This window comes from Cognaticolwellia mytili (genome assembly GCF_002104475.1).
In the GTDB taxonomy this organism is placed as follows: domain Bacteria; phylum Pseudomonadota; class Gammaproteobacteria; order Enterobacterales; family Alteromonadaceae; genus Cognaticolwellia; species Cognaticolwellia mytili.
The window spans coordinates 26,090-47,592 of record NZ_NBOF01000007.1 but is presented as its reverse complement, the minus strand read 5'-3'; the positions used below and the strand labels follow the sequence as shown (position 1 = coordinate 47,592).

General features: G+C 38.0%; 20 protein-coding genes. 16 read left to right on the top strand and 4 right to left on the bottom strand.

What is annotated here, in order from left to right:
- Position 1 precedes the first annotated feature (1 nt).
- The 4 genes from B7C41_RS18735 (at position 2) to B7C41_RS18720 (ending at position 2,621) form a co-directional block, all read left to right on the top strand.
- On the top strand, positions 2-409 hold the full coding sequence (locus B7C41_RS18735; protein WP_085300503.1) for a GNAT family N-acetyltransferase: 408 nt from the start codon (positions 2-4) through the stop codon (positions 407-409).
- Positions 409-864: an NUDIX domain-containing protein gene (locus B7C41_RS18730; protein WP_085300502.1), complete on the top strand. Its 456-nt coding sequence runs from the start codon at positions 409-411 to the stop codon at positions 862-864. The genes B7C41_RS18735 and B7C41_RS18730 overlap by 1 nt, the downstream gene beginning before the upstream one ends.
- Positions 865-927: 63 nt before the next feature.
- Positions 928-1,524, top strand: coding sequence for a PepSY domain-containing protein (locus tag B7C41_RS18725; RefSeq protein WP_085300501.1), 597 nt, complete (start codon positions 928-930; stop codon positions 1,522-1,524).
- An 86-nt stretch (positions 1,525-1,610) separates the two neighbouring features.
- On the top strand, positions 1,611-2,621 hold the full coding sequence (locus B7C41_RS18720; RefSeq protein WP_085300500.1) for an alpha/beta hydrolase family protein: 1,011 nt from the start codon (positions 1,611-1,613) through the stop codon (positions 2,619-2,621).
- Between the two features lie 15 nt (positions 2,622-2,636).
- Here the strand turns inward: B7C41_RS18720 and waaA are convergent, their stop codons facing one another.
- Positions 2,637-3,926, bottom strand: coding sequence for a lipid IV(A) 3-deoxy-D-manno-octulosonic acid transferase (gene waaA / locus B7C41_RS18715; RefSeq protein WP_085300499.1), 1,290 nt, complete (start codon positions 3,924-3,926; stop codon positions 2,637-2,639).
- Positions 3,927-4,040: 114 nt separating this feature from the next.
- Entirely contained in the window at positions 4,041-4,469 is a 429-nt protein-coding gene (locus B7C41_RS18710) for an Lrp/AsnC family transcriptional regulator (protein WP_085300498.1), read from the bottom strand.
- A 187-nt stretch (positions 4,470-4,656) separates the two neighbouring features.
- On the opposite strand from B7C41_RS18710, the gene B7C41_RS18705 reads away from it, so the two are divergent.
- The 4 genes from B7C41_RS18705 to glpG are packed head-to-tail and all read left to right on the top strand — an operon-like array spanning position 4,657 to position 8,104.
- The gene (locus B7C41_RS18705) at positions 4,657-5,871 is read left to right on the top strand and encodes a glycine C-acetyltransferase (RefSeq protein WP_085300497.1); all 1,215 of its coding nucleotides are present in this window, start codon (positions 4,657-4,659) and stop codon (positions 5,869-5,871) included.
- Between the two features lie 2 nt (positions 5,872-5,873).
- On the top strand, positions 5,874-6,899 hold the full coding sequence (gene tdh, locus B7C41_RS18700; protein ID WP_085300496.1) for an L-threonine 3-dehydrogenase: 1,026 nt from the start codon (positions 5,874-5,876) through the stop codon (positions 6,897-6,899).
- A gap of 6 nt (positions 6,900-6,905) precedes the next feature.
- The gene (gene glpE / locus B7C41_RS18695) at positions 6,906-7,238 is read left to right on the top strand and encodes a thiosulfate sulfurtransferase GlpE (RefSeq protein ID WP_085300495.1); all 333 of its coding nucleotides are present in this window, start codon (positions 6,906-6,908) and stop codon (positions 7,236-7,238) included.
- Positions 7,238-8,104: a rhomboid family intramembrane serine protease GlpG gene (gene glpG, locus B7C41_RS18690; protein ID WP_235839782.1), complete on the top strand. Its 867-nt coding sequence runs from the start codon at positions 7,238-7,240 to the stop codon at positions 8,102-8,104. Before glpE ends, glpG begins: the two co-directional genes overlap by 1 nt.
- Positions 8,105-8,324: 220 nt before the next feature.
- On the opposite strand, the gene B7C41_RS18685 is transcribed toward glpG, so the two are convergent.
- Positions 8,325-8,705 carry a flagellar basal body-associated protein FliL gene (locus B7C41_RS18685; protein WP_085300493.1) on the bottom strand — a complete coding sequence of 127 codons (381 nt, stop codon included), beginning with the start codon at positions 8,703-8,705 and terminating at the stop codon, positions 8,325-8,327.
- A gap of 272 nt (positions 8,706-8,977) precedes the next feature.
- Here B7C41_RS18685 and B7C41_RS18680 point away from each other — a divergent pair, with 272 nt between their 5' ends.
- Positions 8,978-9,541 (top strand): chorismate--pyruvate lyase family protein, encoded by a 564-nt coding sequence (locus B7C41_RS18680; RefSeq protein ID WP_085300492.1) that lies wholly within the window; start codon positions 8,978-8,980, stop codon positions 9,539-9,541.
- A 12-nt stretch (positions 9,542-9,553) separates the two neighbouring features.
- Positions 9,554-10,414, top strand: a complete 861-nt coding sequence (gene ubiA / locus B7C41_RS18675) for a 4-hydroxybenzoate octaprenyltransferase (protein WP_085300491.1) — start codon at positions 9,554-9,556, stop codon at positions 10,412-10,414.
- Between the two features lie 82 nt (positions 10,415-10,496).
- Here the strand turns inward: ubiA and plsB are convergent, their stop codons facing one another.
- Entirely contained in the window at positions 10,497-12,938 is a 2,442-nt protein-coding gene (plsB, locus tag B7C41_RS18670) for a glycerol-3-phosphate 1-O-acyltransferase PlsB (RefSeq protein ID WP_085300490.1), read from the bottom strand.
- Between the two features lie 212 nt (positions 12,939-13,150).
- Between plsB and B7C41_RS18665 the strand changes: the two genes are divergently transcribed.
- The 6 genes from B7C41_RS18665 to B7C41_RS18640 all read left to right on the top strand — a co-directional run bounded on the left by B7C41_RS18665 (position 13,151) and on the right by B7C41_RS18640 (position 21,341).
- On the top strand, positions 13,151-13,642 hold the full coding sequence (locus B7C41_RS18665; RefSeq protein ID WP_085300489.1) for a LabA-like NYN domain-containing protein: 492 nt from the start codon (positions 13,151-13,153) through the stop codon (positions 13,640-13,642).
- Between the two features lie 177 nt (positions 13,643-13,819).
- Positions 13,820-14,497 (top strand): cupredoxin domain-containing protein, encoded by a 678-nt coding sequence (locus tag B7C41_RS18660; protein WP_085300488.1) that lies wholly within the window; start codon positions 13,820-13,822, stop codon positions 14,495-14,497.
- A gap of 16 nt (positions 14,498-14,513) precedes the next feature.
- Entirely contained in the window at positions 14,514-16,820 is a 2,307-nt protein-coding gene (locus B7C41_RS18655; protein ID WP_085300487.1) for a putative bifunctional diguanylate cyclase/phosphodiesterase, read from the top strand.
- A 9-nt stretch (positions 16,821-16,829) separates the two neighbouring features.
- The gene (locus B7C41_RS18650; RefSeq protein WP_085300486.1) at positions 16,830-18,065 is read left to right on the top strand and encodes a hypothetical protein; all 1,236 of its coding nucleotides are present in this window, start codon (positions 16,830-16,832) and stop codon (positions 18,063-18,065) included.
- A 272-nt stretch (positions 18,066-18,337) separates the two neighbouring features.
- The gene (locus B7C41_RS18645) at positions 18,338-20,962 is read left to right on the top strand and encodes a reprolysin-like metallopeptidase (protein WP_085300485.1); all 2,625 of its coding nucleotides are present in this window, start codon (positions 18,338-18,340) and stop codon (positions 20,960-20,962) included.
- Entirely contained in the window at positions 20,955-21,341 is a 387-nt protein-coding gene (locus tag B7C41_RS18640) for a hypothetical protein (protein ID WP_085300484.1), read from the top strand. Before B7C41_RS18645 ends, B7C41_RS18640 begins: the two co-directional genes overlap by 8 nt.
- Positions 21,342-21,503 lie beyond the last annotated feature (162 nt).

Here is a 21,503-nt window from a genome sequence, read left to right as displayed (position 1 = left end):
GATGAAAGTCATTTATAGCTTTACGGATAAATATATTGAACAAGTCTATTGGCTTCATAAACAAGCTTGGTGGAGCAGTGGCCGTACAGTTGAGGAAACTAAACGTTGCCTTGAAGGCTCGCAAGTTTGTATTGGTATATTGGATGAAGATGAAAATCTAATAGCATTTACTCGCGTGATCACCGATTTCATTTTTAAGGCCATTATATTTGATGTAATTGTTGATAAATCACATCAAGGAGCCGGGTTAGGTCAACGACTAATGAGTTTAGTTAAGCAGCATAAAGATTTACATAGCGTTAAACACTTTGAATTATATTGTTTGCCTGAAATGGTAGCGTTTTACGAAAGCTTTGGCTTCTCAACAGATATAGACGGTATAAGCTTGATGCGGTGTGTAAATAGCTAATGAAAGTTGTAGTGAAAAAATATGTTACCGGATTTTTGTTTTCCCAAGACTCAAGCCACGTGGTGCTAATTAAGAAAATAAACCCAGCATGGCAGCGAGGTTTGTTTAATGGTGTTGGTGGAAAAGTTGAAGTCAATGAATTATCCGTTGCTGCTATGGTAAGGGAGTTTTTTGAAGAAACGGGTGTAGTCACTCGAGATGAAGATTGGACCTACTTTGCAAATGTATTTCGCGCTAGTTGTTATGATGTTGATATGTACTTTGCTCAATCTGAGCTCGCCTTTAGTGCTAAAACCATTGAAGCGGAAGAAATTCATATTTTAAAGGTCGCTGAACTACCAAAAAATATTATCCCCAATTTACGATGGCTAATTCCATTAGCATTGGATACTCAAGCAGATTTTTCAACACCAGTGCGAATAAAAGAAGTTGCAGAAGAACGTGTTAACGCCTAGTTGTTCCGCGGTATAAAAACCTAAAGCTCCACGCTAAATTACATCAATAGAAGAAAATATAACGTGATAAAAAGTAGAAAACTGCATAAAATTATTGGCCTAATTTTGGTTTTACCCATGTTGGGCTGGACAATTACCGGCATCATATTTTTTATCAAGCCGGGGTATCAAGGTGCTTATGAGCAACTTTCAGTTAAAACCTATCCGCTTAATGAGTCTATAGCGCTTCAACCAAAGCGCGATTGGCAAGAAGTGAAATTAGTCAGCACTATTTTGGGTGATCATTTATTAGTAAAATCCAATAATCAAACCGAGCATTTAGACCCTGACTCGTTGTTGCTCAAACCGACACCTTCTGAAGCAGAATTTAAAGCCTTATTGCTTGATGCCTTTACTGGTAATAGTGAACGTTATGGCAAAGTGATTAAACTAGATGGCTTATCAGCTCAAACCAATACCGGCGTTGAGATAAAGCTAGATTGGAATAACTTACGCTTAATCCAAAAGGGGAAAGATACTCAGTTAATTAACTGGTTGTACAAGGTGCATTATTTACAGTGGACTTCACATAAAAGCTTAGATCAAGTGTTAGGAATTTTTGGTTTAATCTTATTGATTTTAATTACTATTTTAGGTGTAAGGCTTTACCTTAAAAAATAAACCTGTAGTGTAAAGCCAACTTTATGGCTCAATGAATGAGTCAATATCTAATGCTTATTATTTTCACTCATTTATAAGGATTTAATGTGAATAAACTTCTCATTGCAGGCATTTTATTAATGCTGCCGCTATTCGGTAATACCGCTGGACTTATTGCAGACGAAAGCGTTCTCGCAGAAAGGAACTGCTTTGGAGGTAACTTTGCTAGTTATGACACCTGGCGATTGTTTATTAGAAATAAGCTCGAGAAGAAAATAAAAAATGTTGATATGCGTGCTAAGAGGTTAGCAGCCTTTGATCGTAAATTCACAGCTGCTGACTTTAATCGTTTTAAAGAAGGACTTTCCTGTCGAAATTTTCAATATATGGTTGACGGTAATAAAGTTAAAGGTTTTATTATCCAGCCAAAAAATATTACTGAAAAATTACCGGTAGTAATTTATAACCGTGGTGGTAATGGTAATTATGGTGGTGTTGTATTTGCTTCAATGGTGCGTAATTTGTTTCCGATTGCTGAACAAGGCTTTGTCATTATTGGTAGCCAGTATCGCGGCACATTTAGCAAAGATAAAGGGGGCGATGATGAGTTTGGTGGTAAAGATGTTAATGACGTCACAGCCTTGTTTAAGCTGATCCCGAGTATTGCTAGCGCGAATAAAAACAGAATAGGTATGTTTGGTATCAGCCGTGGTGGCATGCAAACGTACTTAAGCCTAAAGCAAACCAATCAAGCTAAAGCAGTAGCGGTTATTTCTGGTGTTTCTGATCTAAGCATTGGTTTAGCGGAGCGGCCAGCAATGGAAAAGGTTTATAAAAAACGTATTCCTAATTATAACGATAACAAACAAACAGAGCTTGAAAAGCGCTCAGTGCTGAAATGGCTCGATCAAATACCTCAGGATGTTCCTATTTTATTATTGCATGGGACCGCGGATAAGCGCGTTGCTGTTGAACAATCGATAACTTTGGCCGCCGCTTTAAATAAAGCTAAGATGCCGAATAAATTAGTGCTTTACCCTGAAGACAATCATGGCCTTGTTCGCAATAAAGAACAAGCCACACAAGAAATAGTGGCCTGGTTTAAAAAGTACCTATAACCAGTCGTCGTAGGGTTAGTTAATGAGTTTTTGTAAGGCAGTTAGTGAGCGCTGAGTTGCTCCTTGGTTTTCCTGTACCACTTGATAAGCATTTTCTCCTAGCAATTGTGCTGCAGTGCTATCTGATAATAATCGTAGCACTTCAGTTGCTACCGTTTGTGGCATAGCGTCATTTTCGGAAATTTGTACTATAGCTTGAGCTGAGATGAGTTGGAGTAATATCTCCTTAAAGTTACTCATATTTGGGCCAACGATAACGGGTTTGTGAAACAATGCTGGTTCTAATGGGTTGTGACCACCAATTTCGTTAAAACTTCCACCCATAGTTACCACATCAGCTAATGCGCAAACCGCTAACAATTCACCTAAGGTATCAATAATCCACACATTGGTACTGAGTGTTACTGCTTGTTTTTTGCTACGTTTAAGCACTTGGTTATCAGCCTCTTCTGCTAATTTAGCCACTTGCTCAAATCGTTCAGGGTGGCGCGGCACAATAATCAACAATGCTGAGTTATCTTGTTGTTTTACTAGCTCAAAAGCTTTTAGCGCTAATGCTTCGTCACCGGGGTGAGTACTGGCAATCAACCAAATATTACGCTTTTCTGTTATTAGGTTTGCTAGCTCTGTTTGTTTGGCTGCAACATCAGCATTCAAAGAAATATCAAACTTTAAATTACCTGATAACTGACATCGCTCTGTGTTTGCTCCCATCGCTAAGTAATTACCTTGATTAACTTGGCTTTGGGTTAATATGCTGTCAAAACGCTGAATGGCTGGCGTGATCAACCAATTAAGCTTTTGATAACTGCGCATCGATTTATCTGATAAACGCCCGTTGACCAGCATCAGCTTGATGTTTTTAGCTTGGCATTGCGCGATCAAGTTAGGCCACAATTCTGTTTCCATAAAAACAATAGCTTGAGGCTTTAAGCGTTGTAAAAATAACTGCGTTGAAATTATATTATCGAGTGGCAAGTAATTGTGCTGTACTTGCTTACCAAAAAGTTTGATGACTTGTGCTGACCCCGTAGGAGTGAAGGTAGTCACTGTAATTGCAGTATTTGGATATTGGGTAATTAACTGAGTAATAAAAGGTTTAAGAGCTATTACTTCGCCAACACTCGCGGCATGAACAACAATACCACCAGTTTTTAGTTTTTTTGATAGTAAGCCTAAACGTTCGGTAAGTCGTTGGCGATATTCTGAGTGATTAATTGAGCGGATAAGCAATACGGTTAAAAGTATTGGTGTTAATAATAAAAACAATAAGCGGTAAAGGAATAAAGCTAAAAAATTTCGCACTCAAACGGACTCAAAACAACGGTCGATGCTCACTAGTATACCTAAAGATGATAGCAAACGGATTAATTCTTATATTTTAATAATTGAATTTATTTACTTGCTTAGCGCTAAGGTTTATCGTTCAAAGATAGTATCTAGAATAATGGAAGAGTTGGTTCTTTCTACTCCTTCAGTTGAACAGACCATATTGAGTACCTCACTAAGCTTTTCTAAAGTGCTGGCTTGTATGGTGACTAACAGGTCATATTCACCACTAATAGAGTATATATGACTAATTTGGTGTACTTTTCTTAAGGCCACACAGATAGTTTTTCTCAGGTTTGGATTCACCTTTAATGACACATTCGACGAAATCAATCCACTGGTATATTCGCTGCCTAATATTACACTGTAAGCTTCAATTACTTTGTTATTTTCAAGTTTATTAAGACGGTTTTGTATCGCGGTTCTGGAAACACCAGTTGCTCTGGCAATATCCGAAATACTTGCTCTGGCATTTACTCGCAATATTGCCAATAATTCTTCATCTTTTTCAGTTAGCACACTACACTCCATTAGTCGATAAATTCATAAAGTAGCGTTTAACTTACGCTTTGACATATATATGTGTCAATTTAACTATAAAAAAGGTCATATTACCAAGTAATGTCACTTTTTTATATCACTTTAAAGGCTGATAATAACGCCATTGAAAGACAAACATTACCTCAACATTATTTAAGGAATTAACGTGACTGATTCTGCATCAACGAAAGGCTTTTACTCGCACCTCACTGTGCAAATAGAGCAGGTTAAAGAAGATGGTTTATACAAAGCTGAGCGTGTTATTACTACCGCACAGCAGCCGCAAATCGCTGTGAATACTGGTGAAGATGTTGTTAACTTTTGTGCTAACAACTATTTAGGATTAGCCAATCACCCGTCGTTAATTGCTGCCGCTAAAGAAGGTTTAGACGAGCATGGCTTTGGTATGGCGTCAGTGCGCTTTATTTGTGGTACGCAAGACATTCATAAAACCCTAGAACAAAAATTAAGTAATTTCTTGGGCATGGAAGATACCATTTTATATTCTTCTTGTTTTGATGCTAATGCTGGTTTATTTGAAACATTGTTAGGCCCTGAAGACGCGATTATTTCTGATTCTTTAAACCATGCTTCAATCATTGATGGCGTGCGTTTATGTAAAGCAAAACGTTTCCGTTACGCAAACAATGACGCAGCAGAGCTGGAAGCACGCTTAATAGAAGCTGATGAAGCTGGCGCTCGTTTTAAGTTAATTGCTACTGATGGCGTATTTTCAATGGACGGTGTAATTGCCAACTTGAAAGCGGTTTGTGATTTAGCTGACAAGTACAATGCTATGGTAATGGTTGATGATTCACACGCGGTTGGTTTTGTTGGAGAACAAGGCCGTGGCAGCCATGAGTACTGTGAAGTAATGGGTCGTGTAGACATTATTACCGGTACGTTAGGTAAAGCAATGGGTGGCGCGTCAGGTGGTTACACTGCCGCTAAAAAAGAAGTGGTTGAATGGTTACGTCAACGTTCACGTCCTTATTTATTTTCTAACTCTTTAGCACCAGCTATCGTTAATGCGTCAATTAAAGTGATTGATTTATTAGCCGATGGCGGTGAGTTACGTAAAACCTTGAAAGACAATGCTTCATACTTTAGAACACAAATGGAAGCGGCTGGCTTTACTTGTGCCGGTGCTGACCACGCCATTGTGCCAGTGATGTTAGGCGATGCGAAAGTGGCAAGTGCTATGGCCGATCGTTTATTAGCAGAAGGCATTTATGTTATTGGTTTCTCATTTCCAGTAGTACCAAAAGGTCAGGCACGTATTCGTACACAAATCTCTGCAGCGCATACTAAAGCTGAATTAGATAAAGCAATTGAAGCCTTTATCCGCATCGGCAAAGAAATGAAAGTGATTGAGGGTTAATAATGAAAGCTTTAGCAAAATTAAAGGCAGAACCTGGCATTTGGATGACCGACTCACCTAAGCCTGAGTTGGGTCATAATGATCTGTTAATTAAAATTAAAAAAACAGCCATCTGTGGCACTGATATTCATATCTATAATTGGGATGAATGGTCACAAAAAACCATTCCAGTCCCTATGGTTGTAGGTCATGAATATGCCGGCGAAGTAGTGGGCATTGGCCAAGAAGTCCGTGGCTTTTCTTTAGGCGATCGCGTTTCAGGCGAAGGGCACATTACTTGTGGCCATTGTCGTAACTGTCGTGGTGGTCGTACGCATTTATGTCGTAATACTGTTGGTGTTGGTGTTAACCGCGAAGGTTCATTTGCTGAATACTTAGTTATTCCTGCATTTAACGCCTTTAAATTACCCGATGAAATTTCTGATGACTTAGCCGCTATTTTTGACCCATTTGGTAACGCTGTGCATACGGCATTATCATTTGATTTAGTCGGTGAAGACGTATTAATTACCGGTGCTGGCCCTATTGGTATTATGGCGGCAGCTGTAGCCAAGCATGTTGGTGCTCGTCATGTGGTTATTACTGATGTTAATGAATACCGTTTAGACCTTGCTCGCCAAATGGGCGCAACGCGCGCAGTTGATGTTAGCAAAGAAAAGTTAACAGATGTGATGGCTGAATTAGGCATGACTGAAGGTTTTGATGTTGGTATGGAAATGTCGGGTGTACCATCGGCATTTACTGATATGTTAGCCAACATGAATAATGGCGGAAAAATTGCCATGCTAGGTATTCCTGGACAAGATATGGCGATAGATTGGAGCCAAGTGATCTTTAAAGGTTTAACTATTAAAGGCATTTACGGGCGAGAAATGTTTGAAACTTGGTATAAAATGGCAAGTTTGATCCAATCTGGCCTAGATTTAACGCCAATTATCACTCATCACTTTAATATTGATGATTTTCAGCAAGGTTTTGATATCATGCGTTCAGGACAATCAGGTAAAGTTATCTTAAACTGGGAATAATGAATAATGGCAAGTAGCGAAGAAAATTTTAAACATATGCAAATCAGTGAACTGCATAAAGTGTTAGCTGATGAATCACATGTGGTAGTTGATATTCGCGATCCAGCGTCATACCAAGCTGGCCATATTCCTAACGCTTTGCATTTAAGTAATGAAAGTTTAGCTGACTTTTTACGTGATGCTGATTTTGATGCCCCTGTGGTGGTTTGTTGTTATCACGGTATTTCAAGTCAGCAAGCGGCACAGTTTCTGATCAGTCAAGATTTCACCGAAGTGTATTCACTTGATGGTGGCTTTACTGATTGGCAATTACAGCACCCGGATACTGTTGCACGTTAATGATGACTGAAGATCTGCGCCCACTGGTTAGTGTTCAACATCACAATATAGTGTTATTGTTTTGTGATTATATTCGTACACTTGAAATAAAGGCGCAGATAATTACCGAAGGTGATGATTTTGTTATTTATTGTTCGCAGGATAAATATGATTTAGCCCGCACTGAATTCAAACAATTTATTGAACAACCTCATCATGCTAAATATCAACAAGCTGCTTGGAAAAATGGCAACGTTACTGATGTTAATTCAGGTTCACCAGCGCTATTCAGTAGTTTTAAAGAACAATTCTTTGCCCACGCAGGTTTGATTACGTTAATCATATTTGGCTTATGTTGGTTGGTGTTTATTGCCAGTGAATTAGGTTGGGCTAGAGCTATATTTAATCAATTACAATTTTATCCGCAGCTTACGCTTGAGCAAATAATGCGAGCGCCGCATCGTTTATTAGGCCCTGCACTGTTTCATTTCTCATGGCTACATATTGTTTTTAATACCATGTGGTGGTGGCAGCTGGGTGGCTCAATTGAAAAAATCTTTGGTAAAGCGAGCTTATTAAAGCTATTTCTAGCGACAGCACTGGCTTCTAATGTTGGTCAGTTTATGGTTGACGGACCTAGCTTTGGCGGTTTATCTGGTGTTGTTTACGGTTTAGTTGGTTATGTTTGGTGGCTTGGCTGGCTAATGCCTGAAAAAGGTTTATCGTTATCAAAACCTATCATTGGTTTTATGCTGTTTTGGTTGCTGTTAGGTTATACCAGCATACTACCATTCAATATTGCCAATACTGCTCACCTATTGGGCTTAGTTAGTGGTTGTTGTTTGGCTTATATCAAAGTACTAAAAGAAAAAAAGCACGCTAGCTAATGCCAACTTGAGTAAACTATTGCTCCCTGTACTTGTTACAATAGTCCATGTCAGCGTTGCACCCAATCTTAATAGCTAGCTGCTACTCAATCGAGTATATTGCCGTGAAATATTTTTCTTATGCACAGTAATATCACAAATTTAAGCAAACAGGTATAAGGCTAAAATGTGCTTTTATAGATTCAGTTTAGTCACTAAGCTTTCATCTCATCCTCTTAAATTAATTATCTAACCATTGAGTAAATAACAATTTTTTGATTAATGGCTTACCTGTTTCTTTAGTCAGCAACTGTTTTACTTTTTCTTCACATAAGCGTTGAATTTCATGGCGACCATTAATTGATTTAACTTTTGATTGCACTTGCTGACCAATAATCGTAATAATTGCATCGCGCAGTAACGGCGAATGGTGCTCTACAACATCATAATCAGAAGCATCTTCGATCATCAACTCTACCGTTAAACGGACATAACCAAGCTTCTTTTTTACGGCGACATAATTAGTCACAATAGAAGGTTCAAAACCAAAGTATGCATAGTCAGCGGCTTTAACTGATGTTGCACTTAGCAATGCGAACAATAAAATAAAAGGTATTTTCATGAAACAAAAGCTCAAATTTGAATTAGTTAATAACTTAAGCTAATGGCTTAAGAGAAATTGATAATATTGTAATTTCTTTCAATAATAACGTGAATCTTATTCTAGTGCTGCACTATTTACTGATTTTTTTAGTGTGTAGTGCTTAAAGCTAAAATGTAACGGCAAAGTAAGCTCATTGTTGAAGGAGGCCGTCAATAAGCTATATTTTTTCCAGCCTAAGCGCTATTATACGTCGTTTTTTGCAATTTTAGTTATAGGCGTATTTTCTTAGTATGGCAACACAGCATTCTTTATTTCCCGTTCAACTACCGACAATTTGGCAAACACCAAATAATGTAGTTATTAGTAATACCTTAAGGGATTGGTTGCTTGATCCGGCATCTTTAACGGCAAGATTAAAACATCATAGTAAAAAATTTCGTATCGAAGTGCTAGGGCAAGCTATTGAGCCTTGTAGTGATCTCGAAGCTAACACTGATATTTTAGCGGGTGAAAAAGTATTAGTGCGGGAAGTACTGTTATATTGTGACGGCATTGCACAGGTTTTTGCTCGCAGTTTACTACCGCTTAAATCGCTAACAGGTGAGCAGCAACAGCTTGCAGATTTGGGTACACAATCTTTAGGGCAAGTGCTTTTTAATCATCCCGAGTTAGTGCGTAAAAAGATAGAAGTTGCCGCTTTCGATCAGCAATCAACGGTAGCGAAAATTGCTGAGCACTTATCATTAAAAGTGTTACAGCCAATGTGGGGCCGTCGTTCAGTATTTGTACTCGACGCTAAACCATTAATGGTGGCGGAAGTTTTTCTGCCGGGTGCTTTTGCATATCAAGAATAGAAAGGTATAACATTGAGTGAGTTAACGGAAAAATTAACCGCAATTAAGCAAATTACCCGCATGGACAAACCTATTGGTACCTATCTGTTATTGTGGCCAACGTATTGGGCATTATGGATTGCCTCTGATGGCTGGCCAACCTTGCATATGCTGTTGGTATTTACTTTAGGTGTATTTTTGATGCGCAGTGCAGGTTGTGTGATTAACGACTTTGCCGATCGTAAAATAGACGGTGCAGTAAAGCGTACGCAAAACCGGCCTTTAGTTACTGGAGCATTGTCCAGTAGTGAAGCCTTACAATTATTCGCAACTTTTGTTTTATTTTCGTTTGGCTTAGTACTGACCTTGAGCAATTACACCATTATACTATCGTTCGTGGCGGTTCTTTTAGCAGCAAGTTATCCATTTATGAAACGCGTAACGCACTTTCCGCAAGTGGTGCTTGGTGCTGCCTTTAGTTGGGGAATGATTATGGTTTTTGCCCAAGAACAAGGACAGATACCTGATGTTGCTTGGCTATTATTTACCGCGAATGTTTTATGGACGGTTGCTTACGATACTATGTATGCCATGGTTGACCGTGATGATGACTTGCGAATAGGTGTTAAGTCGACGGCAATAATATTTGGTAACAACGATAAGCGTATTATCTTATTTTTGCAGTTAATGACTTTAGCCTTATTGTTTACTGTTGGCGATATATTAGCGTTTGGTTGGCCTTATCAATTGTCTTTAGTTGTTGCGGCAGGCTTCTTCTCTTATCAGCAAATATTAATCGCAGGGCGTGAACGCGAGCGTTGCTTTCAAGCGTTTTTAAACAATCACTATGTTGGTTTAGTGGTTTTTATTGGCGTTACTGTTGAATACTTATAGTGCTTAAGTAACCATTCAGATAAATTAATAAGCATTTACTCGCATTGGTTAGCATAAGTAAATGCTTAGTGTAATTTCTTCGTTATCGCATAATACTTTGTAAAACTTCTATATCGACTAAGTTACTCACCGAACCTTTCAACAAGCCTAGCGTACTGCTGTCAATTAATTTATCGTCTTCATCAGTAACAATATAACCTTTTTCTTTCATCGCTAGAATCAAGGTTGATTGCGCTTTTTTGTCGATAAATTCAGGCGCGTTGATGTTATTAAGTACAGACAAACGCTGAGCGATAGCGACAACCTTGTCGTCTAACTCTGACTTGGCTACCGGCGATAAACGACCTAGCAGTGTTGTGATAATGGCGAACCTTTGCATGGTTTCACTAACACATTCCGCGATTAAGCGAACTTTAGCATGAGTTTCGCTATCGTTACTTAACGACCAGAAGCCTGCTTTGGTTTGTTTGGCAATCTCTTGGCTTGTTAAGAATTGGCAAATATCTTCAACCTGAGAACTAACATCATCCGGGCTTTGCCATAAAAACAAATCAGTTTTCAATAGTTCGACAAAACGTTGTATTTGCGTCACTAAATCATCTTGGCTAATTTTGGCATTGCGCTCTAATAATCGACAAACCAACGACGGCACGATAAAAGTGTGCAATATATTATTGCGATAATATCGTAGCTCTAGAATAGCACTGTCAGTTAACGAAACAATTTCGCCAAAACTATCCTGATTAATGGTGACTTTGTTCAAGGTGATAACATGGGCAAGTAATTCTGCGCCGGTTTCTTGGGGTATGGTTAACTCTGCATGATAAGGTGCAGCGCGTTGCAAGGCTAAGAAAAAATCTAATTGTGTGATCAGCTCAGATTTAGTAAGGGCTTTGTTGTCGGTGGCATGCAAAATTAATGAGATTAATGCCACGCCGTTTAATGCCGCACACTGATTGATTGATGTCATCACTTGATGTGCTAGCGTGTTAACACTTGGCGTTAACCACTTAGGCTTTTGCGGATCAATTGGATCTATTGCTTGCTTCCAATCAGGCACTTCTTTATTTAAAAACTGGTTAATATTAATTGGCTCACCAAAGTTCACATAACCTTTGCCGTAGTTTCTTAAATTACGAATGGCTTTGAAAACACCAAAGATTGATTCACCTTTCTTTTGACTACCGCTTAATTCTTTATGGTAGGTACCAACTTCCATAACATGTTCGTACCCTAAATAAACAGGTACTAAGGTTAATGGTCTATCGATGCCACGCAATAGACTTTGAATGGTCATGGCGAGCATGCCTGTTTTTGGTGATAGTAAACGACCGGTGCGGCTACGACCACCTTCAGAATAATATTTTACCGAGTAACCACGCTCAAAAAGTAGCCCTAAATATTCACGGAATATAGTTGAGTATAAGCGATTACCTTTAAAGCTGCGGCGAATGAAAAAAGCCCCTGCTTTTCTAAAAATAGGTCCAGCAGGCCAGAAATTTAAATTAATACCAGCAGCGATTCGAGGTGTTACTAGGCCTTGTTGGAAAATTACATAGGTAAGCAGTAAATAATCCATGTGGCTACGATGACAAGGTACATAAATAATTTCGTGACCTTCTTGTGCTAAGTTACGTAAACGCTCAGCTTTACTGACTTCAATACCATTGTATAAACGATTCCATAACCAGCCAAGAATTCGTTCGCCAAAACGTACGGTAACATCGCGATAGTCACCGGCAATTTCATCCATTATTGCTAAGGCTTGTTTCTTAATTTCTGCTTCGCTAACTGATTTGTTTTTTGCTTCGTCAGTGATCAATCGTTTAATCGACGGATTGACCAATAGGGTTTCAAACATTTGTTGACGATGCATTAATCTTGGGCCAGTTGCTGCAATGATTTGTCGATGAAAATGAAAACGAGCAATACGCATTAATTTACGCGCACTTGACTCATCACTACCGTGTTTATCAGCCATATGGCGAAATGAAATAGCTTCACTAAAGCGCACCATAGTATGACGACCTAGAAATAACACGATAAAAAACTTACGTAGCCAGGTTGGTGATTCTTGATCTGCCAATAAGTTACCAACATTAGTGGTGTTTTTCTCTTTTGTTGGTGTTCGACCCCAAATAACATTGGCTGGTATTAATTGTGCGTCAAGGTTTTCGTCTTTCGCATGAGCGTTTAATAGCTCAAAACCTTGTGCAATAGCTGTAGTTTTATTCGGTTTACGCCAATGAAATAGCGCCGTTGGTTTTTCTAAAAATAAGAGGCGCGATAATGCTTGACCGTTTACCTGCACTTTTTCTAGTGGGTCAGGCAAATTAGCTTTTTTACATGCTGTGCGTAATGATAAAACATCACTAGCAGACTGGTGACGTAAGATATAAAAAACGGGTTGCTCAGGAGATAGTTGACCGGAATTGATAATATTATCGGCAACAACTTTGCAATTCACCAATAACCTCATTGGTAAACGCAGCAACAAATAGAATAATTTATGGATGGCTAACATCTTGTTTTTCTCAACTTTATTTAAGCCTTGATTGTAACACTTAGCAGCAATATTGTCTCTTTTTCGCTAAGTACCGCACAGCCTTTAGTTGTAGGCAGGATTTATTAGCTGAATATTTAGCTATTAAAGTATTTAAATCAAAGTGCTATAGTTGGGAATAAAGTAATATCTATAGAATATCATCTACAAATTCAACCCATTTTGGACACTTTATGCCAGACCACTTACCCGCTAAGAAAATTGCTGTTTTTGTTGATGTACAAAATATTTATTACACCACTCGTGATACTTTTGAGCGACAATTTAATTACCGTGAATTCTGGCATCAAATTAGTCAAGAAGGCGATATCATTCTAGCCAATGCGTATGCTATACAGCGTAGTGATGATCAACAGCATAAATTTCAAAAAGCGCTAAAGCATATTGGCTTTAACGTTAAGTTAAAACCATTTATTCAACGTCGTGATGGCTCAGCAAAAGGTGACTGGGATGTCGGCATTACCATTGATGTGATGGAAGCCGCCGTTGATGCTGATATTATTGTACTACTTTCTGGTGATGGTGATTTTGATCTATTATTAAATAAAATTATTACATCTCAAAACGTTCAAGCTCGCGTATACGGCGTAGCGGCACTTACTGCTCAATCATTAATTAATGCTGCAAGTGACTTTTTCCCAATAGATGGGCGCTTGCTGTTATAGATATAGGTGTATTTACACACTGAGTACTTTGCGGTTTAGATTGACGAACTATATATAAAAAATAGAAGTACAACAGGCTTGGCTATTATTTAACATGGAGTAATATGAACAATGTTGCTAAATTAAAAAATAGCTGTGCGATGAAACATTTTATTAACTGTTAAGGTCTTTGGTCTCATGCTATTTAATTTTATGGATAAAAAATTGCTCTCATCTTATTTGAAAATAATCATCATCTGCTGTTTTTCTTTTAGTGCTATAGCGGATAAATTCAGCTTGAGTCTTTTTGATGCTGATAACCGTCCTATGCAAGATATGGTTGCATATCTTGAGCCTATTGATGATATTAAATTAGAAAAAGTAACAAAAATAATTGAGGTTGGACAACTCGGTCGTGCATTCACTCCTTATATTAGTGTTATGCAAAGAGGTAATAGCGTAGACTTTCGTAATAGGGATGATATTACTCACCATATATATTCCCCTGTTGGAGAAAATAAGTTTTCATTTAAAATAAAAGCGGGTCAATCGCAGTCCAAAGATGACTTCGAAGAATTAGGTGAAGTTGCAATGGGTTGCAATATTCATGATTGGATGAGTGGTTATCTACTTGTAGTAGATACACCACTGTTTGCAAAGTCAGATCCTCTAGGTCAAATTAGTCTTGATGTACAACAAACTGGAAAATATAAATTAATTATTTGGCATCCTCAACTTGATGCAGAGAATAATCGCGTAAGTCGAGAAATAAGTTTTCCGAAGGATAATAAAGTAACAATGACTATTACTAATAAAATACTTATGATATCTGAACAGAAGAACGAAGAAGATTTCGATTTTCTATCCGACTATTAAAGGATAACTCTCTTTCATGAAGAGCTTACAAACTAAAATATTTATATTTTTTGTTTTACTATTACTGCTTGTACAAGCTATTGCATTTTTGACTATTGCAATGGTTAATAAAAGCCAGGAAAAGCAAGAAATTGATAATCGTCTAAATACTGCAAAAACCATTTTTACGACGCAATTCAATAGTCGCCGAGATTATCTGGCTGCATTTGCTGAAACAGCGGCAAAAGATTATGGCATTAAGCAAGTATTTGAAGATGATCTTCGTAGTTTGTTGGTAGCAATGAATAATCATCGTAAACGTATTGATGCTGATATAGCGATGGCTATTTCAGCTACAGGTAATATTACGGCACAATTGATTCTTGATCAGAATAAAAAAGTGCGACAAGGTTCTGAGAGAAATCAAAATTTTCGTTTTTTACAATGGCTTGAAAATCAAGAAAAAGCGCATATTTATGTGCTTGATGGAGTGGTTTATCAAGTTAGTTTATCTCCTATGAATGTCGGAGCTAAAACAATAGGTTGGCTTGTATTTGGCTTTGAGATTAATCAACAGCTTGCGCAGCATTTTTTAGACATCACACAGCTACATACGGACTTCGTGTTGAAATCTGGCGATGAATGGATGCTACTTGCATCTTCTAATGAGGATGCAAATCTAAGCTTTAGCCGACAAATTATTTCTGGTCAGACACCTGTCAAATATATTGCTGTGGGTGATGTGGTTGATGAAAGTGAACAGGTCAGTTTAGGTTTTGCTATGTATGGCTTACGAGCTGATATTGTCAAAGTGTTGCAAGAGCAGTGGCTTCAATTCTTCATCTTAGCGTTTATCACCTTTATAGCATCATTAAGTGCGGCTTATATTATTGCAGCTTCAATAACCAGTCCAATCAAACGCTTAGTTAAGCAAGCCAAAATAGTTGCAAGCGGTGATTATCATCAAACTGTTGAAATAACCGAAAGTAATGAATTAGGTCAGTTGGCTCATGAATTTAATGAAATGCAATCAGCAGTACTTTCACGTGAAAAGGAAATTACTCATCGTGCAAACCATGATCCATTAACTAATTTACCTAATCGTAATTATTTAAAAGCAACACTACAAACATTAGCTAATAACAAGCAAGCTTTTACTATTTTTTTATTAAATTTAAGTCGGTTAAAAGATGTTAATGAAACTCTCGGACATGATGTTGGCGACTGGTTAATTAAGTCGGCAGGTACACGACTAGCAAGTCTAAAAGAGTTTCAACTTCTTTGCCATATGGGGGCTGACGAATTTGTATTAATGGCTGAAGTTAACCCGCTCGAAACTAAAAAAAGCCTTATTGATAAAATCCATCTCGCTTTAGAAGAGAACTGCGAATACAAAGGCATTAACCTACAGTTGCAAATGCGAATTGGCATTGCTGCGTTTCCCGAACATTGCTCTGATGGTAAATCAGTTTTACAAATGGCCGACACTGCTCTACACCATAGTAAGAAAAATAGTCATCAAGTTCAAATTTATCATCCTGAACTCGATGTTAATAGTGTTGAACGTCTTAACCTCATCAACGACCTTAAACATGCAATTGCTGATAACCAACTTGAATTACATTATCAGCCTAAGCTTGATTTAGCTTCAGGAATTGTCACGCATGTGGAGGCTTTAGTGCGTTGGAAACACCCAAGTTTAGGTATGATACCGCCTGATAACTTTATACACATTGCCGAACAAACAGGACAAATTAATGCACTCACACAATGGGTGTTTATAACAACATTAAAACAATATCAATTATGGCGAGACAAGGGATTAAACATTAGTGTTGCTATAAATATTTCAGCAGAAAACCTTAAAGATAGTCATTTTTATCAGTTTATTTGCCAGGCTGTCGAGGAGTTTGACGTGCCGACAGAAAAAATTACTTTAGAAGTTACAGAAAGTGCCGTTGTTGATGATCCAGAGTCAGCCATTGCATTGTTACAACAATTTAAAACCAGAGGCATGCGAATATCAATTGACGATTACGGTACTGGTTATTCATCATTAGCGCAATTAAAGCAGCTTCCCGTGCATGAATTGAAAATTGATAGATCTTTTGTGCAGCGATTATGTGACGATGAAGATGATAGAATAATTGTTCGCTCTACTATTGAACTTGCCCATAGTATGGGACTAAGCGTTGTTGCTGAAGGTATTGAAGATGAGTTTGCCTTAAATTGGTTGGCGAAAAATAATTGCGAGCTAGGGCAGGGGTATTTTATTAGTCGCCCTAAGCATGCTAATGAGTTAACGCCATGGTTATTAGAGCAAGAAGTTGTTGCTTTTGAATAGGATTTTATTTTGTTAAAAACACTAGTGTTGCTTCTTTTATTACTCAATATTGCGATTACACAGTCTGCAGAATATAAGTTGCATGGTGTTTTAGATATTCGAGCAACTAGTGCAAACACCCTTGATAGTTATATTGATAGCGGTTATGGAAAATTTACTAGCCATGATGGTAATAATATCTCTTTAGCCCAAGCAGGCATAGATTTTACTGTTGATTGGGACACTGGAATAAGTGCTCATGTAGTGGCAAATGGATATAGCGATGAAAATGAAACAATCGTTGGTGTTACTGAAGCCTTTCTAAAATATCGTAGCCTACCGAATAGCAATGGCTACCGTTGGCAAACCAAAACTGGGATTTTTTATCCTGAAATTTCCATAGAAAATAATGCTTATGGGTGGGCTAGCCGGAATACTTTGAATTCATCGGCTATTAATACTTGGATTGGTGAAGAGATTCGAGTGTTAGGTAGCGAGCTAGCGTTAACTCGATTAGGTAAATTTAACGATAATAACTTTGACCTGACCTTTGCTGTTACAGGTTTTATAAATAACGATCCTGCTGGCTCTTTGTTGTCTTGGCATGGCTGGAATATTGGTAACCGACAAACGTTATGGACGGAATCAAGAGCTATCCCTAATTTACCTGCTCGTCTACCAGGTTATGACCTCAATGCCCAAGCAGAAAAATCTGATCCCTTTATAGAGCTTGATGATAATTGGGGTTTTCATTTAAGAGGTAAAATTAAGTTTCATCGTAAAGGTCAAATCGCTTTAGGTTACTATGATAATAAAGCTACCCCTTATTTGGTAGAAAATGGTCAATATGGTTGGCGCACCCGCTTTGGTCATGCCAGTTTTATCTGGCGTTTCCCCAATGCTTTTGAATTTACTGCTCAATATCTAACGGGGGATACTCTAATGCAAAGCCCTGTAAAAATGGATGTGGTTAATAACGACTACACGAGTGGCTACGTGGCATTGTCTAAGAGAATAAATAAACATAGAGTAACTCTAAGGTTAGAGGAGTTTTCTATTACTGATAATGACAATACCTTTGGTGATAATAATAATGAATATGGTAAGTCTGCAACGCTAAATTATACTTATCGGTATAGTAAACCTTGGCTATTATCTTTGGAATATAACTGGATTAATAGTGTTCGTGCTGCCCGCATGTATATCAATCAACCATACAATTTAGTAGAGCGACAATGGCAACTTGCTGGCAGATACTTCTTTTAGCGCTTAAAAATAGGGTATAAAAAACAATAGTTGTCTTAAATACTATAAGTTAACTAGGTACTTGGCTATAATTGCTCTCATCGATCATGTAGTCACTTAACTACGTGCCTTTAACTTTAAACTCGGTTTGTTAACACCACATTAATTCATAGTAAGCTGTGTTGAAGGTTCTAATGTATCAAAGCTGATACAAAAGGCAGACAATTCGCTACCAATATCTATTTTTTAAACGTTATGATGTAAATTCAATGTTGTACGATTAGGTGTGAAAAATGATTAAATCAAAATTATTTATCGGTTTCTGTTTTTTTATCGGAGCATTAAATATTGCTCAAGCAAATGGGTATTCGAAAGTTGCTATTGATAAACAGTTTTGGCAAACATCACATGCGATGGAATTAGCGCAGAATTTTTCTTCACAAATTAATAGCAAAGCAACATCAGGTTTATATTTTGATGTGAATATTACCTTGCTCGAACAACAGCTTTTGAATAACGATACGATACAGCTTGATCTACCATTGCCTGATGGAAGCTATGTTAAATTTGAATTAACTGCATCACAAGTCATGCACCCTGAACTTGCCGAAAAATACCCGAGCATTAGAACTTTTTCTGGTCGACAAGTAGGAAATGCTAACAATATCGGCCAATTTGATATCACGCCACAGGGTTTTCATGGTGTATTTGGCCAAGGTATTGAACTAGTTTTTATTGACCCAAGTTCCAGAAGTAGTAATAGCAAATATCATAATTACTATCGTAAAGATGCTGAGCCTATTGTAGCAACTGAACTTTCAAAACGCTTACCACCACGTAAGCAAGCTACGAAAAACTATCAGTCGAAACAAGTTTCAACAAGTAGTGCAAAAACGACCACCTTGACAACTTATAAGCTTGCCATTGCGACGACCGGTGAATACGCCGCTTTTCATGGTGGCACCAAAGAAAGCACATTGGCGGCTCTGGTAACGCTAGTTAATCGATTGAATGATGTTTACCAGCGTGATTTATCAATTAAATTTGAATTAGTCGCAAGTAACGACAGCATTATTTTTACTGATAGTAATACTGACCCTTTTGATAATACCGATGACGATATTGATGTAAACTCGGATGTTATAAATGCTGCTATAGGTGCCGAGAATTATGATATTGGGCACCTTGTCGGCACTGGTGGCGGTGGTTTAGCAGGATTTGAAGTGATATGTACCAGTATCAAGGCTGAAGGTGTAACTGGTAGTGCTCGTCCGACATCTGACTCCTTTTATATCGACTATGTGGCCCATGAAATAGGCCATCAATTTGGTGCAGATCATACTTTTAATGGTGGGCAGGGAGCTTGTGATGGAAACCGTGTTTCAACAAGTGCTTATGAGCCTGGCAGTGCTTCTACCATTATGGGCTATGCGGGTATTTGTGAGGGTCAAAATATACAAGGAAATTCAGAACCCTACTTCCATATTCATTCAATTGATCAAATTAGAAATTTCGCGTCACGTTTATCAAGTTGTGGCACAACGTCGAACTTGGCTAATGATGCACCAACCGTGGATGCTGGCATTAATCGTACAATACCGGCAAATACACCATTTACCTTGATTGGAACTGCGATTGATCCTGATGGTGATAGTTTGAATTATAGTTGGGAGCAGCATGATTTAGGTGCGCAAAGTAATAACGCAACCGAAGATGCAATCGATGATGGAAAACGGCCATTGTTTAGAACCTTTAGCCCAAAAAATAGTGCTGAACGTACCTTACCTAAATTAGCTGACATTCTTGCTAACAAGACCAGTTATGGTGAAGCATTGCCCAGTGTGACCCGAGAGTTAAACTTTCGCCTTGTTGTACGTGATAATCAAAATAATCTTGTTGATGATGCAATGACGATCAATGTTATCGGTAATGAACAGGGATTTAGCATTAGTGATATTGCGAATTGGAATGGTTCTACCCAAACCGTTTCATGGCATACCGCTGATTCTGAAAAGGTGCCGGTATCTTGTGCTGCCGTTGATATCTTGTTGTCGACTGATTCAGGCATTAGCTTTAATCAAACATTAGCAAACGATGTAAATAATGATGGAAGCCATACTATTAGCTTACCTAATTTAATAACGACTACAGCACGAGTAAAGATAGCTTGTAGTGACAATATATTCTTTACTATTAACAACGCTGATTTTGAAATAAGCTCAACAGATGTAGCACCTACAAAGCCTATATTTACAGGTCAGGACAGTATTAGCATAAACGAAGACGCTAGCATTCTATTAAGTACAGCCTCGTTAAACTTCGAAAATAACCCGACTATTGATAGCTTGGCAATTACAGCTGGTGAGAACTATAGCTTTGATGGCTTAACAGTAACGCCTATGTTGAACTTTAATGGCAATATTAAAGTTAATATGACAGCAACGGCTAGTAACCTATTGAGCGACCCTTTTCAGGTGAGTATTGATATTAATGCTGTCAACGACCTGCCGACTGCGGTTGCCGATAGTGCAACAGTCGCTCAAGACTCAAGTAATAATGAGATAGATGTTTTAGTTAACGATAGTGATATAGATGGGCAAACTATTACCATAAAAGTTGTTAGCGCTTCTGGTAATGGTATAGCTACTATTGTAAATGATAAGGTTAATTATACTCCTGCAAGTGGTTTTAGTGGTACTGAAACTATTCGTTATACTATTGAAGACTCAGAAGGTGGCAGTGCTAATGCAGAAGTGTCAATAACTGTCACTGCAACACCGGTAACACCAACACCTGTTGCACCTCCAACGACTGAACCAACAAAAAGCTCTTCTGGCGGTGGTAGTGTGTATTATTTATTGATGCTTTTAGTGGTTGCATTGCGCCAAACCATAACAAAAGGATCACGTAATGTTTAAAAATTATTATTTATCAACGATGCTAGCTGCGGGTTTGTTGCAAATTAGTGGCTGTACCTATCAGCCAAAAAATGAAAAAACAGGTATGGAAAGTGCAATAAAAGCGCTAAAAAGTGACGTTTCTTTTGCTGTTGAACAAGCAGCAAAAAAAAACGATTTTCGCTTATTACATAGCAAAGGCCGCCGTATTGTCGTGCCAGGATTGGAACAGCTTGATATCTCTTTGCTGAAATCGCAATGTGGTTTAAAGCCTATGCTTAATAGCAGTGATGTTGTGAAAACGACAGAACAACGCCAAAAGCAAAAGGCAGCATATGCCTATGCTAAACAATATAATCAAGCTGTTTACCAGCGATGCTTAACTGGTTTGGAAAAATAACGTGAAACTTCAAAATACACTAGAGGTTTATTCCCATTGACGATAGAAAAAATTCTGCTGATTGATGATGATGTGGAATTAACATCTTTAATTAGCCAGTTTTTAACAATGAATGGTTTTGATGTTGAAGATATGAGCTAGCAGTTGGATATACTTGTAAGC